Source organism: Klebsiella pneumoniae subsp. pneumoniae HS11286, from assembly GCF_000240185.1.
Taxonomy (GTDB): Bacteria; Pseudomonadota; Gammaproteobacteria; order Enterobacterales; family Enterobacteriaceae; genus Klebsiella; species Klebsiella pneumoniae.
Window position 1 is genome coordinate 4931952 of record NC_016845.1, and the last position, 15504, is coordinate 4947455.

The window sequence follows — 15504 nt, forward strand, 5'->3', positions numbered from 1 at the left end:
TTGCCACCAGATGTCGTTCATCCGTTACCGTTCTCTTTTTACTGGACAGAAGGCCAAATATGCTAACAGCACACAGCTTATGCTGGCTATGCCAAATGCCGCTGGCAGTCGCCCGCTGGGGGATCTGCTCCCGCTGCAGCCGCGCCCTGCTCGCCTGTCCCCCGCTCTGCCCGCAGTGCGGCCTGCCGGCGGCGGCATCCCGTCACCCCTGCGGCCGCTGCCTGCAAAAGCCGCCTCCCTGGCATCGGCTGGTGGCGGTCAATGACTATCGCCCGCCGCTGAGCGGTCTGGTGCAGCAGCTGAAGTTTCACCATCGCCCGGAGCTGGGGGCCGCCCTCGCGCGTCTGCTGCTGCAGCGCCTTCTGCAGCGTGACGATTTGCCGCCAGTAGACGCTCTGGTCGGCGTGCCGCTATGGCATCGCCGTCGCTGGCGCCGGGGTTATAATCAGTGCGACGAACTGTGCCGACCGTTAGCCCGCTGGCGAGGATGCGTCTGGCATCGCGAAGGCCTGACTCGCCAGCGAGCGGGCGCCGTCCAACATTCGCTCAATGCCCGCCAGCGCAGGCAGAACCTGAAAAATGCCTTTCAGCTTGAATTTGCCGTGCAGGGACTCCATATCGCTCTGGTGGATGATGTCGTCACGACCGGCAGCACCGTCGCCGAGATATCCCGCCTGCTTTTGCGAAACGGCGCCGCGACGGTTCAGGTATGGTGTTTGTGCCGTACCTTGTAGACCCCCGCTGATGGGCGTATTATAACCCAGTAAAATAGTCAACTATTAGGCCAACGCTATGATCCGTATTTCCGATGCTGCACAAGCGCACTTTGCCAAACTGCTGGCAAATCAGGAAGAAGGGACGCAAATTCGCGTATTTGTGATTAATCCCGGCACCCCAAACGCTGAGTGCGGCGTATCCTACTGCCCACCGGATGCGGTGGAAGACACCGACACGGCGCTGAAATTTGAACAGCTGACCGCCTATGTCGATGAGCTCAGCGCGCCCTATCTGGAAGACGCTGAAATTGATTTCGTCACTGACCAGCTCGGCTCGCAGCTGACGCTGAAAGCGCCGAACGCCAAAATGCGCAAAGTCTCTGACGATGCCCCGCTGATGGAGCGCGTCGAGTACCTGCTGCAGTCGCAGATTAACCCGCAGCTGGCAGGCCACGGCGGCCGCGTATCGCTGATGGAGATCACCGACGACGGTCTGGCTATCCTGCAGTTCGGCGGCGGATGCAACGGCTGCTCGATGGTCGACGTGACCCTGAAAGAAGGTATTGAAAAACAGCTGCTGAACGAGTTTCCGGAGCTGAAAGGGGTTCGCGATCTGACCGAGCACCAGCGCGGCGAGCACTCCTACTACTAAGCCCTTCCCCCGGCGGCACCCTGCCGCCGGTCCTCCCTGGCCCTTTCTGTGTTACCGCGCAACATCTCCCGCTAAATGACCGGCAAAAACCGGGGAAAGAGTATGACTTAAGTCTCATATTTAACATTTTCCCCCGTCAGGTGATTCTCAACCCTCACATGTTACCCGTATCATCCACTTCAGGCGCCACCGGCAAAAAAATAGCCAGCTATCCTTTCTCTGGGTAAGGATAATGCAAGCGTTTACGGTGCCAGACTATTTTGCTCCCTGACGGAGCGGATGCTCTACAGGTTCGAACTTTGACGTTACCCATAACAAATTAAGGCCAGGTAAATCATGCCATTAGTCATCGTTGCTATCGGGGTTGCCCTGTTGTTGCTGTTAATGATCCGTTTCAAAATGAACGGCTTCATTGCGCTGGTTCTGGTGGCGCTCGCCGTCGGATTAATGCAGGGTATGCCACTGGATAAAGTGATAGTCTCCATCAAAAACGGCGTTGGCGGCACCCTTGGCAGCCTCGCGCTGATCATGGGCTTCGGCGCTATGCTCGGTAAGCTGCTGGCAGACTGCGGCGGCGCCCAGCGTATCGCCACCACGCTTATCAATAAGTTCGGTAAGAAGCATATTCAGTGGGCGGTGGTCCTGACCGGCTTCACCGTTGGCTTCGCCCTGTTCTATGAAGTGGGCTTCGTGCTGATGCTGCCGCTGGTGTTCACCATCGCCGCCTCGGCCCGTATTCCGTTGCTGTACGTCGGCGTACCGATGGCAGCCGCGCTCTCCGTCACCCACGGCTTCCTGCCGCCGCATCCGGGTCCGACCGCGATCGCCACCATCTTCCATGCCGATATGGGCAAAACGCTGCTCTACGGCACCATTCTGGCTATCCCGACGGTTATCCTGGCGGGACCGGTGTTTGCGCGCTTCCTGAAAGGGATAGATAAGCCGATCCCGGAAGGCCTGCATAACCCGAAAGTGTTCACTGAAGAAGAGATGCCAGGCTTTGGCGTCAGCGTCTGGACCTCGCTGGTTCCGGTGATCCTGATGGCGATGCGCGCCGTGGCTGAGATGATCCTGCCGAAAGGCCACGCCTTCCTGCCAATTGCCGAGTTCTTCGGCGACCCGGTGATGGCCACCCTGATTGCGGTACTGATTGCCCTGTTCACCTTCGGTTTGAACCGCGGCCGCTCCATGGAGCAGATCAACGATACCCTGACCTCTTCGATTAAAATCATCGCCATGATGCTGTTGATTATCGGCGGCGGCGGTGCCTTCAAGCAGGTGCTGGTGGATAGCGGCATGGATAAATACATCGCCTCTATCATGCACGAATCGAACATGTCTCCGCTGTTTATGGCGTGGTCTATCGCCGCGGTGCTGCGTATCGCGCTGGGTTCGGCGACCGTGGCCGCCATCACCGCGGGCGGGATCGCCGCGCCGCTGATCGCCACCACCGGCGTCAGCCCGGAGCTGATGGTTATCGCCGTTGGCTCCGGCAGCGTTATCTTCTCCCACGTCAACGATCCGGGCTTCTGGCTGTTCAAAGAGTACTTTAACCTGACCATCGGCGAGACCATCAAGTCCTGGTCGGTGCTGGAAACCATTATCTCAGTCTGCGGCCTGGTGGGCTGTCTGCTGCTGGGGATGGTGGTGTAAGGTCACTCCCGCCACAGAAAAAGGCCGGTCCGCGTGAAGCGGGCCGGCCTTTTTTATCGGACATGCTCTTCGCCGCGCAGAGGAGCGCGCGGCAGGAAGTTATCAGGAGGCGGCTTTCTTGCTCGCGGCCTTGCGCCGTTTATCCAGATCCTTAATCAGCTTATTGACCCGTTCATCGGCAAACATCTGCTCCAGGGTGACGGACAGCTTCCGGCGCCAGTTCGGGTACTCGGTGCTGGTGCCCGGAATGTTAACCGGCGTCGCCATCTCCAGCCAGTCTTCCGGCTGCAGGCCCAGCAGGGCGCTGTTGCTGTCGGCAATATAACGCTGCATCCCCCGGTTGAGGATCCCCGTCATGCTCATCAGCGAGGCCTTATGGCCGGCGCGCTTGGGCAGACAGCCGTACTTATGCAGCGCGTCCAGCAGTCCTTGTTTCGCCAGCTCGCGGTCCTGGTACAGTCCGCGCAGCACCACCTCATCAGGATAGAGGCCCAGCGCTTTACCTAACGTCAGATCGCCGCTTTCCCAGTAGCCGCGGAGAGTGGGCAGGTCGTGCGTCGTCGCCACAGCCATTGATTGCTCCGGGTACAGCGCCGGCGCGCGGAACGTTTTCTCTGCATCACTCTCAAAATAGAGCACCTTATAAGAATAGACGCCGCTGTTGCGTAACTTGCTGACGATCTCCACCGGTACCGTGCCCAGATCTTCACCGATCACCATGCAGCGATGACGCTGGCTTTCCAGCGCCAGAAGCGACAGCAGATCGTCGACCGGATACTGAACGTAAGCGCCATGGTCGGCGGTTTCACCATACGGGATCCACCACAGACGCAGCACAGACATCACGTGATCGATGCGCAACGCGCCGCAGTTCTGCATATTAGCGCGCAGCAGGTCGATAAACGGCTCATAGGCGCGGGCGGCAATGATATGCGGATCCATCGGCGGCAGGCCCCAGTTCTGGCCCAGCGGGCCCAGAATATCCGGCGGCGCGCCTACGGATGCTTTCAGGCAGTACAGTTCACGATCGCACCAGGTTTCCGACCCGCCCTCGGCGACGCCCACCGCCAGGTCGCGGTAGAGGCCGATCGGCATGCCGTCACGCTGGCTGGTTTCCCAGCAGGCGGCAAACTGACTCCAGGCCAGCCACTGCAGCCAAAGATAGAAACTGACGTCATCCTCATGCTCAACGCAGAAGGCTTTCACTTCCGGGCTGTCGATATCCTGAAAGGCCTTCGGCCAGGCCGGCCAGCCCCAGCGCAGCGGGTCCTGTTGTACCTGCCAGGCGTGCAGCGCATCGAAAGCCGCCTGCCAGTAGAGGCTTTCCCCTTCGCGCAGAACAAACTCGCGGAACGCTGTCATCTGCTCATCTTCACGACGAGAGAATTGTTTCCACGCCATACGCAGCGCGGTCATTTTCAGCGTAGTGACGGCGGTATAATCCACATCGTCCGTTTCCCGCGCCGCCTGCAGTGCCTGCTGCGTTGCCGGAGACTGCCACCACGCCTGCGCCTCTTCGCTACGCTGGAAATCTTCAACCGCGTTGACGTCGATATAAATAACGTTCAGCCAGCGACGTGAAGACGGGCTATAGGGGCTGGCGCTCTCCGGGTTCGCCGGATAGAGGGCATGAATCGGGTTAAGGCCAATAAACGACCCGCCGCGGCGGGCGATTTCCGGCAGCATGGCCCGCAGATCGCCAAAATCGCCGATCCCCCAGTTTTTCTCTGAGCGCAGGGTATACAGCTGCACGCAGGTGCCCCACAGCTTTTTCCCCTCTTTCAGCGGCTGCGGCTCATAGCAGCGCGCTGGCGCGACGATAGTTCGGCAGTGCCAGCGCTCCCCCTCCTGGGTGAGGGTCAGGGAGTGGTACCCCTCCGGCAGTTTGGCCGGCAGCGGCAGCGTCTCGCCGCCGCGGGTTTTCCCTTGATACTGCTTACCGTCCTCAGTAGTCAGGATCCACTGATACTCACCGCGTCCTGCCACCGGCAGCGACATTTTTTTGCCGTGAGTGAAAATTTTCACGTTCGGCAGCGGGTTAACCGCCACTTTCGTGGCGGCGGTAGAGCGATGCATCGCATCCAGCAGGCGCTGTTTGGTGACAGCCGCGATAGACTGCGGCTTGCCGTGCGCGTTGATATAGCTGGGGCTGATGCCCGCCGCCAGCGCGGCATTATCGAGGCGTTTACTCTCCATAGGCCTTCCTTTAGCGTTTCGCCTGCCAGATACGTTGCTGATAATCGCGGATCGAGCGGTCGGAGCTGAACATGCCGCAGCGCGCGGTGTTGAGGATAGCCGCGCGGGTCCAGGCCTCCTCGTCGCGATACAGCTCATCTACCCGTTTTTGCGCCGCTACGTAGGCTTCGAAATCGGCCAGCACCAGGTACGGATCGCCGCCCTGCAGCAGGCTGTGCAGCATCTGATCGAAGGCATGCTTGTCGCCGTTGCTGTAGGTGCCGTTCTCCAGCTCCTTAAGCACCGCATCGAGCAGCTTGTCTTTTTTACGCCATTTCAGCGGATCGTAGCCTTTCGCTTTCAGGGCTTTCACCTCTTCAACCGTGTGGCCGAAGATAAAGATGTTCTCCTCACCCACCTGCTCAGCGATTTCCACGTTAGCGCCATCCAGCGTCCCGACGGTCAGCGCGCCGTTCAGCGCCAGCTTCATGTTGCCGGTGCCAGAGGCTTCTTTACCCGCGGTGGAGATCTGCTCGGAGATATCCGCCGCCGGGATCAGTTTTTCTGCTGCCGATACACAATAGTCCGGCAGGAAGACCACCTTCAGCTTATCGCCGACTTTCGGGTCGTTGTTGATCGCTTCCGCTACCTTATTGATGGCAAAAATAATGTTTTTCGCCAGATAGTAGCCCGGCGCCGCTTTCGCGCCGAACAGGAAGACGCGCGGTACGCGGTCGGACTGCGGGTTTTCGCGGATCTCTTTGTACAGCGCAAGGATATGCAGCAGGTTAAGGTGCTGACGCTTATACTCGTGCAGACGTTTGATCTGGATATCGAAGATCGCCTGCGGGTTGATCTCAATCCCGGTACGCTGCTTCACAAACTCAGCCAGATGAACTTTGTTGGCCTGCTTGATATCGCGATAAGTCTGACGGAACGCCGCATCGTCAGCATATTTTTCCAGGTTGATCAGCTGGTCGAGGTCATTGGCCCACTCTTTTTTCAGCGTCTCATCCAGCAGCGAGGCCAGCGCCGGGTTGCACTGCTTGATCCAGCGGCGCGGCGTGATGCCGTTGGTCACGTTATGGAATTTGTTCGGCCACAGCTGGTTATATTCCGGGAACAGATCTTTTACCACCAGATCCGAGTGCAGCGCCGCCACGCCGTTGACAGCAAAGCCGCCCACCACGCACATGTTGGCCATCCGAACCTGTTTGTCATGCACCACCGCCAGCTTCGCCCAGACCTGCTTATCGCCCGGCCAGGTTTTGTCCACCAGCTGTTTAAAGCGGTCGTTGATCTCTTTAATGATCTGCATATGGCGCGGCAGCAGCGCTTTTACCAGCTTCTCATCCCAGCATTCCAACGCTTCCGGCATCAGGGTGTGGTTGGTGTAAGCAAAGGTTTTGCTGGTGATCGCCCAGGCGTCGTCCCAGCTCAGCTGGTGCTCGTCGATCAGCACGCGCAGCAGCTCCGGGATGGCGATGGTCGGGTGCGTATCGTTCAGCTGGATCACTTCGTAATCCGCCAGTTCGGCCAGCTTGCGGCCTGCCAGATGATGACGGCGCAGGATATCGGCCACTGAGCAGGCGCACTGGAAGTACTGCTGCATCAGGCGCAGTTTTTTACCGGCCTGATGGTTGTCGTTCGGGTACAGCACCTTGGTCAGTTTTTCCGCGTCGATGCCCTGCTGCTCGGCGCGCAGGAAATCGCCATCGTTGAATTTGGTCAGGTTGAACGGATGAGCGTGTTTGGCCTGCCACAGACGCAGCGGCTGGGCGACGTTGTTGCGATAGCCAAGCACCGGCAGGTCCCAGGCTTCGCCGGTAATGACGAACGCCGGCTGCCATTCGCCGTTTTTGCTGACTTTCCCGCCGATACCTACCTGGACATCCAGCGCTTCGTTATGACGGAACCACGGGTAGCTGCTGCGCCCCCAGTCGTCAGGGGCTTCCATCTGCTGGCCATCGTCAAATGACTGGCGGAACAGGCCATACTGGTAGTTGAGACCGTAACCGGTCGCCGACTGCCCCACCGTCGCCATGGAGTCGAGGAAGCAGGCTGCCAGACGTCCCAGGCCACCGTTACCCAGCGCCGGGTCAGTCTCTTCTTCCAGCAGATCGGTGAGGTTGACATCGTAGCCTTTCAGCGCGTCGCTGACGCCCTCGTACCAGCCCAGGTTGAGCAGGTTGTTGCCGGTCAGACGACCAATCAGAAACTCCATTGAGATGTAGTTAACGTGACGCTGTCCTTGCGCCGGTTTCGCTACCGGCTGCGCCGCCAGGAGTTCCGCCAACGCTCCGCTGACTGCGCGCCACCATTGACGCTGTGTCATCTCGGAAGCGGACTGTAAACCAAAATGCTGCCACTGACGCGTCAGTGCAGCCTGAAACTGAGCTTTGTTAAATGTAGTCTGTGACATAATGAGATCCGGGTCCTTTACTAAAACGATGGCGCTAGTGTGCCGACCTCCCGATTCATCGTCCTCATCCTGACGGGGATTAGACAGGGAGGAGTGGCGGGGATGAGCGAAAAGTGTGATCCTGAACACTATAGTGTGGGCGAGAAGGCAAAAATATGCTGTAAAAATCACCGCGATATGACAATTGAGAGGTTACCTCCGGTAGCTAAAAATTTGTTACAGGCCAATACGCGTAAAAAATCTTCCAGTTCCTCGCCACGTTATTAACAAAATAAATAGAGGCCCCTGAAGAAATAAGCACCTTTCATCGCATTGACCCGCAAAAAAGATTACTTCTAAGAAATCGCTGACAATAATTTAATAAAAACAAACAACTACTCTTAGCGTAAAATAAATCCACCCACACTCCGCCAGCTACCGCCTGAAAACCGCGGCCGACCAGTCCTGCCTGCGATTTTTTCCCATTCTCAGCCAATGTCAAAATTTGTGACATAGAGCAAATTCAAGAGCATAAACTTCGGACATAACTTGCAATAAATTTCATAATCACCGACCTTATTAGATATTAATTACGAAGCGCAAAAAAAATCGCAACCTCTCTCTTGCACAGCGAAATGTAGAACTATGTTGATTCCGTCCAAATTAAGTCGTCCGGTCCGCCTTGAACACACTGTGGTTCGTGAGCGCTTACTGGCGAAACTTTCCGGCGCGAACAATTATCGTCTCGTGCTGATCACCAGTCCTGCCGGGTACGGTAAGACAACGCTCATTTCTCAGTGGGCCGCGGGTAAAAACGATCTTGGGTGGTTTTCGCTGGACGAAGGCGACAACCAGCAGGAGCGTTTTGCCAGCTATCTGATCGCGGCGATTCAGCAGGCTACCGGCAACCACTGCGCGGCCAGTGAAGCGATGGTGCAAAAACGCCAGTACGCCAGTCTCTCCTCTCTTTTTGCGCAGCTGTTTATTGAACTTGCCGACTGGCAGCGCCCGCTGTATCTCGTCATTGATGATTACCATCTGATCAATAATCCGGTGATCCATGACGCGATGCGCTTTTTCCTGCGCCATCAGCCGGAGAATATGACCCTGGTGGTCCTGTCGCGTAACCTGCCGCAGCTGGGCATTGCCAATCTGCGCGTCCGCGATCAGCTTCTGGAGATTGGCAGTCAGCAGCTGGCCTTTACCCACCAGGAGGCGAAACAATTTTTCGACTGTCGTCTGACATCGCCTATCGAAGCCGACGACAGTAGCCGGCTGTGCGACGATGTCGCCGGGTGGGCCACCGCGCTACAACTCATCGCCCTCTCCGCCCGCCAGAATAACTCCTCCGCCCAACACTCCGCCCGCCGCCTCGCCGGGATTAACGCCAGCCATCTGTCGGATTATCTGGTGGATGAAGTGCTGGATAACGTTGACGCCCGCACGCGCAACTTTTTGCTGAAGAGTTCTCTGCTGCGCTCAATGAACGACGCGTTAATCGTGCGCGTCACCGGCGAAGAGAATGGCCAGATGCAGCTGGAGGAGATCGAACGCCAGGGGCTGTTCCTGCAGCGGATGGATGATTCCGGCGAATGGTTCCGCTATCACCCGCTGTTTGGCAGCTTCCTGCGCCAGCGCTGTCAGTGGGAGCTGGCGGTTGAACTACCGGAGATCCACCGCGCCGCCGCGGAAAGCTGGATGGCGCAAGGTTTCCCCAGCGAGGCCATCCACCATGCGCTGGCGGCCGGCGATGCCAAAATGCTGCGCGATATCTTGCTCAATCATGCCTGGGGCATGTTTAACCATAGCGAGCTGGGGCTACTGGAGCAGTCGCTGGCGGCGCTGCCATGGTCCAATCTGCTGGAAAATCCGCGCCTGATCCTGCTCCAGGCCTGGCTGATGCAGAGCCAGCATCGCTACAGCGAAGTCAATACCCTGCTGGCGCGCGCCGAGCAGGAGATGAGTGTGGAAATGGACACCGCGATGCATGGCGACTTCAACGCGCTGCGCGCGCAGGTGGCGATTAACGATGGCGACCAGGACGAGGCGGAACGTCTGTCAATGGTGGCCCTGGAAGAGCTGCCGCTGGCCAACTATTACAGCCGCATCGTCGCCACATCGGTGCATGGCGAAGTTCTCCATTGTAAGGGAAAGCTGACCAAATCCCTCGCCGTGATGCAGCAGACCGAACAGATGGCCCGCCGTCATGACGTATGGCATTACGCCCTGTGGAGCATCATTCAGCAAAGCGAAATCCTCTTCGCCCAGGGCTTCCTGCAGGCCGCCTGGGAGAGCCAGGAGAAAGCCTTCCAGCTGGTACGCGAACAGCATCTTGAGCAGTTGCCGATGCATGAGTTCCTGCTGCGCATCCGTTCTCAGCTGCTGTGGGCATGGGCGCGCCTCGACGAGGCTGAAGCTTGCGCCCGCCAGGGGATGGACGTGCTATCCACCTATCAGCCGCAGCAGCAGCTGCAGTGCCTGGCGCTGATGGTCCAGTGCTCACTGGCGCGCGGCGATCTGGATAATGCCCGCAGCCACCTGAACCGGCTGGAAAACCTGCTCGGTAATGGTCACTATCACAGCGACTGGGTCTCCAACGCCGATAAGGTGCGAGTGATCTACTGGCAGATGACCGGTGATAAAACCGCGGCGGCCAACTGGCTGCGCCAGACGCCAAAGCCGGAGTTCGCCAACAACCACTTCCTGCAGAGCCAGTGGCGCAACATTGCCCGGGCGCAGATCCTGCTGGGCGACTTCGAACCGGCGGAAATGGTGCTGGAAGAGCTGAACGAAAATGCGCGTTCGCTGCGTTTGATGAGCGATCTCAACCGCAACCTGCTGCTGCTCAACCAGCTGTACTGGCAGTCAGGACGCAAGAGCGAAGCGCAGAAAGCCCTGCTGGAAGCCCTGACGCTCGCCAACCGCACCGGTTTTATCAACCACTTTGTGATTGAAGGCGAGGCGATGGCCCAGCAGCTGCGCCAGCTGATCCAGTTGAACACGTTGCCGGAGCTGGAGCAGCATCGCGCCCAGCGTATTCTGCGCGACATCAACCAGCATCATCGCCACAAATTCGCCCACTTTGACGAAGGGTTCGTCGAGCGACTGCTGAATCATCCGGAGGTGCCGGAGCTTATCCGCACCAGCCCGCTGACCCAGCGCGAGTGGCAGGTGCTTGGCTTAATCTATTCCGGTTACAGCAACGAGCAGATTGCCGGCGAGCTTGACGTGGCGGCCACCACCATCAAGACCCACATTCGCAACCTGTATCAGAAACTGGGCGTCGCCCACCGGCAGGACGCGGTACAGCATGCCCAGCAGTTGCTTAAGATGATGGGATACGGCGTCTGACGACGCCGTTGCCGTTTAGCACAGCTCCAGCTGAAGGTTGTTATCAGTGATCACCTTCAGCACGCCGGCCGGCGGCAGCACGTCGGTATAGACCGCATCGACCATACTGATGCTGCCCATGTTGACCATCGCATTGCGGCCAAACTTGGTATGGTCCACCACCAGCATCACGTGGCGTGAATTCTCAATGATCGCCCGCTTGGTGCGCACTTCATGATAATCAAACTCCAGCAGCGAGCCATCGCTGTCTACGCCGCTGATGCCGAGAATGCCGAAGTCGAGGCGGAACTGCGAGATAAAGTCGAGGGTGGCTTCCCCGATGATCCCGCCGTCCCGGCTACGCAGTTCGCCGCCGGCGAGAATAATACGGAAGTCCTCTTTCACCATCAGCGTGTTGGCGACGTTAAGGTTATTGGTCACAATCCGCAGATCGTTGTGATCGAGCAGGGCGTGCGCCACCGCTTCCGGCGTGGTGCCGATATCAATAAACAGCGTCGCCCCGTCCGGGATCTCGCTGGCCACCCGCCGGGCGATACGCTCTTTCTCCGCCGTCTGGGTCGCTTTGCGATCGTGCCAGGAGGTGTTGACCGAGCTGGAGGGCAGCGCCGCGCCGCCGTGATGGCGGAGGATCATTTTCTGTTCGGCTAAATCGTTCAGGTCGCGGCGGATGGTCTGCGGGCTTACCGCGAACTGCTCAACCAGCTCTTCCGTGCTGACGTAACCCTGTTTTTTTACCAGCTCGATAATGGCGTCATGACGTTGTGTTTGTTTCATGAAATATCCCTGGAAAAATGTCGCCTACCCGACCCCTGTCGGTAAGTCTTTATGCGCGTTTTCGCCCATGTAAGGTATCAACAAACGCCATCGCCAGGCCGGTCGCCAGACCAGCCACGTGCGCGCCGTTGGCGATCGCCATGCCGAAAACGTCAAACCAGCCAGCAATTAACCACACTAAAGAGAAGAGTATCAACCCGCGCTGCAGATAAATACCGCTCTGCGGATCGCGCTCGCCCCGCAGCCAGACGTAGCCCATCAGCGCGTAGACCACGCCCGACAAGCCACCAAACCACGGGCCGCTAAACTGGTGCTGCACGAAGCCGCTCAGCAGAGCGCTGATGACGGTGATCACCACCAGCTTGCCGCTGCCGATGCGCTTTTCCACCGCGCCGCCAAGATACCACCACCATAGCAGGTTGAAGAGAATATGCATCAGCGAGAAATGCATGAAAGCATGGCTGAAATAGCGCCAGGCTTCGAACTGCAGCGAAGGATCGTAGGGCCAGGCCAGCCAAATCATCACCGGCTGATCGCCCAGCAGATTTTGCAGGATGAACACCGCGATGCAGATCAGCAGAATCGCCCAGGTGAACGGACCGGCGTTATGCCGCAGCGTGGCAAAGAAAGGAAAGCGCTGATAGCGCAACCCGCTATTGGTCTGTCCGGACTGCCAGCTCGCCGCCAGATAGCGCGGGTCCGCCGGGTTTTCGAGAAAACGCGCCAGCTCAGCCCTGACGCGCCCGGCCTGACTCTCATCAGCCAGCCAGACGTCGCTCTGGGTATGCTGCTGGATGGTCAGGATAATCCCCTGCGTCGCCATATAATCGACAAACGCCTGGGCCACCCGCGGGTTGGCAAAAGAGGTAATCATTAACATGCAGCGAATCGCTTATTCCACACAAAGGGGGATAGTATACCTGCCAGTCGTTAAAACGTCCCGCGCGCCACTTCCGCCGGGAAATGGCGATGCCAGGCGTCGAACCCGCCGTCAACGCTATAGACCTTATCAAACCCCTGCTGCAGCAGATACTGCGCGGCGCCCTTGCTGCTGTTGCCGTGATAGCACATCACCATCACCGCCGTGTCAAAGTCGTTGTCACGCATAAACGCGCCCAGCGTATCGTTGGTCAGATGAAACGCGCCCGGCGTATGACCCATCGCATAGCTTTGCGGATCGCGGATATCGACCAGTACCGCCGTCTGCTGATGCAGTTTCTGGTGCGCTTCTTCAACATTGATGCATTCAAACTGTTCCATGATTCTCTTCTCTTTCTCGTCATGACGGGCGATGGCCGGCCCAATTTTACCCTGTAGTGTACCGTCAGGCGGTAAAGAAACGCCAATATGTTACACCCATCACTTCAAAATGTTTTTTTGATGTTACCAAAAGCGCGTTTGTTTGCTATAGTGAGCGATATCGAGCATTTATGAGCTTAAACGAAAGTGTGAGAGGGTAAGAACGTGGAAACCAAAGATCTGATTGTGATAGGCGGAGGCATCAACGGTGCCGGTATCGCGGCAGATGCCGCCGGGCGTGGTTTATCCGTACTGATGCTGGAAGCGCGCGATCTCGCCTGCGCCACCTCCAGCGCCAGTTCCAAACTGATCCACGGCGGGCTACGCTACCTCGAACACTATGAGTTCCGTCTGGTCAGCGAAGCGCTGGCCGAGCGTGAAGTGCTGTTAAAAATGGCCCCGCATATCGCCTTCCCGATGCGCTTTCGCCTACCGCATCGCCCGCATCTGCGCCCGGCATGGATGATCCGTATCGGCTTGTTTATGTACGATCATCTGGGCAAACGCACCAGCCTCCCGGGATCCACCGGGTTGCGTTTTGGCGCAGAATCGGTACTTAAACCGGAAATTGTGCGCGGTTTCGAATATTCCGACTGCTGGGTCGACGATGCCCGCCTGGTGCTGGCCAACGCGCAGATGGTCGTCCGCAAAGGCGGCGAAGTGCGTACCCGCACCCGCGCTATCTCGGCGAAACGTGAGAATGGCCTGTGGGTGGTGGAAGCGGAAGATATTGATAGCGGTGAGAAGTTTACCTGGAAGGCGCGCGGCCTGGTCAATGCCACCGGCCCATGGGTCAAACAGTTCTTCGACGAAGGGATGCATCTGCGCTCGCCTTACGGCATCCGTCTGATCAAGGGCAGCCACATCGTGGTGCCGCGGGTGCATACCCAGAAACAGGCTTATATTCTGCAGAACGAAGATAAACGCATAGTATTTGTTATTCCGTGGATGGATGAGTTCTCTATCATCGGCACGACGGACGTCGAGTATAAGGGCGATCCGAAAGCGGTGGCCATTGATGATAAAGAGATCAACTATCTGCTGAACGTCTATAACGCGCACTTTAAAAAGACCCTCAGCCGGGACGATATCGTCTGGACCTACTCCGGCGTCCGTCCGCTGTGCGACGACGAGTCGGATTCGCCGCAGGCCATTACCCGCGACTATACCCTGGATATTCACGATGAGAACGGTCAGGCGCCGCTGCTGTCCGTCTTCGGCGGCAAGCTGACCACCTATCGCAAACTGGCCGAGCATGCACTGGAAAAACTGACCCCCTATTACAAAGGGATCGGCCCGGCATGGACCAAAACCGCGGTGCTCCCCGGCGGCGATATCGGCGGCGACCGCGACGACTACGCGGCAAAACTGCGCCGTCGCTTCCCGTTCATCAGTGAATCACTGGCCCGCCATTATGCCCGCACCTACGGGAGCAACAGCGAGTGGATCCTGAAGGAAGCCAGCGCCCTGAGCGATCTCGGGGAAGATTTCGGCCACGAGTTTTATGAAGCCGAGCTGAAATATCTGGTGGAGCACGAGTGGGTGCGCAGCCTGGATGACGCCATCTGGCGTCGTACCAAACAGGGCATGTGGCTGACTGCCGAGCAGCAGGCGCGCATCAGCGAATGGCTGGCGCAGCATGCGGGAAAGTCTGAACTGTCGTTAGCGTCCTGACATCGCGCGGCGCCAGGAGAGAAATACCCGGGCTATGGCTTGCGCTTGGCCCGGATACCTGTTCACAAATTAAACGAGACTTTTTTTCCAGTCGGCAATGTGACATTTATACTGAGTTCTCCCCCCAATGCCGCAATGTAGCGTTTTAGGGTCGAAAGCCGAGGGTCGTTATCAGCCTGTTCCATTTTAGCGATCGTTGGCTGCTTTACCCCCATAGCCGCAGCCATCTCTGTTTGCGACATTTGCAACTCTTCTCGAAGCAAGTTTAAAGCGACAGACTGGCGTATCTCTGCCGCTTTCGCTGCAATACGCTGCTGGCTATCAGGACTCTGTTTCGCCATGAGTTCTTTTAGCGTGGCCATTATCGCTCCTTAGTCAGGTGTTGGCTGAATTCTCTGTCAGCCAGAGTAATCATCTCTTTGTAAAAACGTTTCTCATTCATGCCATCCTTATTGCCCACACATAAAACGATAGCTTTCCGCAGAGGATCAAAAGCAAAACAGGCGCGGATGGGGAGCCCATGATGCTGAACCCGCAGTTCTTTCATATTCTGAAACGTTGAATCTTTCACCGTATCAACATACGGGCGCCCAAGCTGCGGAGCAAACTCAGACAGGATGAGCATCGTGGCCAACATATCCTCTTTTAAAGCTCTACTTTGTAATTCGAACCAGGCATCAAACGTATCCGTCGTTTCTACATCCCACATAGGCTATGAACGTAAACTTATTGAGCATTTATCGTACTGCTGGCGAATTCACGTCAATAGTATATTCCCGCAATAGCCTGAATCCTCCCCGGCACTTTTC

At 57.6% G+C, this 15504-nt stretch carries 11 protein-coding genes; 5 read left to right on the forward strand and 6 right to left on the reverse strand.

The features are described 5' to 3' along the window. Positions 1-95: 95 nt before the first annotated feature. From KPHS_49350 to KPHS_49370, 3 genes are all read left to right on the forward strand, one after another. On the forward strand, positions 96-734 hold the full coding sequence (locus KPHS_49350; RefSeq protein YP_005229235.1) for a putative gluconate transporter periplasmic gluconate-binding protein: 639 nt from the start codon (positions 96-98) through the stop codon (positions 732-734). 58 nt (positions 735-792) lie between these two features. After that, on the forward strand, positions 793-1368 hold the full coding sequence (locus tag KPHS_49360) for a putative DNA uptake protein (RefSeq protein YP_005229236.1): 576 nt from the start codon (positions 793-795) through the stop codon (positions 1366-1368). 336 nt (positions 1369-1704) lie between these two features. Continuing rightward, on the forward strand, positions 1705-3021 hold the full coding sequence (locus KPHS_49370) for a GntP family high-affinity gluconate permease (RefSeq protein YP_005229237.1): 1317 nt from the start codon (positions 1705-1707) through the stop codon (positions 3019-3021). Positions 3022-3123: 102 nt separating this feature from the next. On the opposite strand, the gene KPHS_49380 is transcribed toward KPHS_49370, so the two are convergent. After that, positions 3124-5217 (reverse strand): 4-alpha-glucanotransferase, encoded by a 2094-nt coding sequence (locus tag KPHS_49380; RefSeq protein YP_005229238.1) that lies wholly within the window; start codon positions 5215-5217, stop codon positions 3124-3126. Between the two features lie 10 nt (positions 5218-5227). Next, complete coding sequence (locus KPHS_49390; RefSeq protein ID YP_005229239.1) at positions 5228-7618, reverse strand: glycogen phosphorylase; 2391 nt, start codon at positions 7616-7618, stop codon at positions 5228-5230. A 672-nt stretch (positions 7619-8290) separates the two neighbouring features. On the opposite strand from KPHS_49390, the gene KPHS_49400 reads away from it, so the two are divergent. Next, the gene (locus KPHS_49400) at positions 8291-10948 is read left to right on the forward strand and encodes a transcriptional regulator (RefSeq protein ID YP_005229240.1); all 2658 of its coding nucleotides are present in this window, start codon (positions 8291-8293) and stop codon (positions 10946-10948) included. Between the two features lie 15 nt (positions 10949-10963). Here KPHS_49400 and KPHS_49410 read toward each other — a convergent pair whose 3' ends face one another. The 3 genes from KPHS_49410 to KPHS_49430 are packed head-to-tail and all read right to left on the reverse strand — an operon-like array spanning position 10964 to position 12982. After that, positions 10964-11722, reverse strand: coding sequence for a DNA-binding transcriptional repressor GlpR (locus KPHS_49410; RefSeq protein ID YP_005229241.1), 759 nt, complete (start codon positions 11720-11722; stop codon positions 10964-10966). Between the two features lie 49 nt (positions 11723-11771). Continuing rightward, entirely contained in the window at positions 11772-12602 is an 831-nt protein-coding gene (locus KPHS_49420) for an intramembrane serine protease GlpG (protein YP_005229242.1), read from the reverse strand. Positions 12603-12652: 50 nt separating this feature from the next. Further along, a complete protein-coding gene (locus KPHS_49430; protein YP_005229243.1) occupies positions 12653-12982 on the reverse strand; it encodes a thiosulfate sulfurtransferase in 330 nt (109 codons plus the stop codon). Between the two features lie 204 nt (positions 12983-13186). Between KPHS_49430 and KPHS_49440 the strand changes: the two genes are divergently transcribed. Continuing rightward, complete coding sequence (locus KPHS_49440; protein ID YP_005229244.1) at positions 13187-14695, forward strand: sn-glycerol-3-phosphate dehydrogenase; 1509 nt, start codon at positions 13187-13189, stop codon at positions 14693-14695. Positions 14696-15056: 361 nt separating this feature from the next. On the opposite strand, the gene KPHS_49450 is transcribed toward KPHS_49440, so the two are convergent. After that, the gene (locus KPHS_49450) at positions 15057-15320 is read right to left on the reverse strand and encodes a type II toxin-antitoxin system RelE/ParE family toxin (RefSeq protein ID YP_005229245.1); all 264 of its coding nucleotides are present in this window, start codon (positions 15318-15320) and stop codon (positions 15057-15059) included. Between the last annotated feature and the right edge of the window lie 184 nt (positions 15321-15504).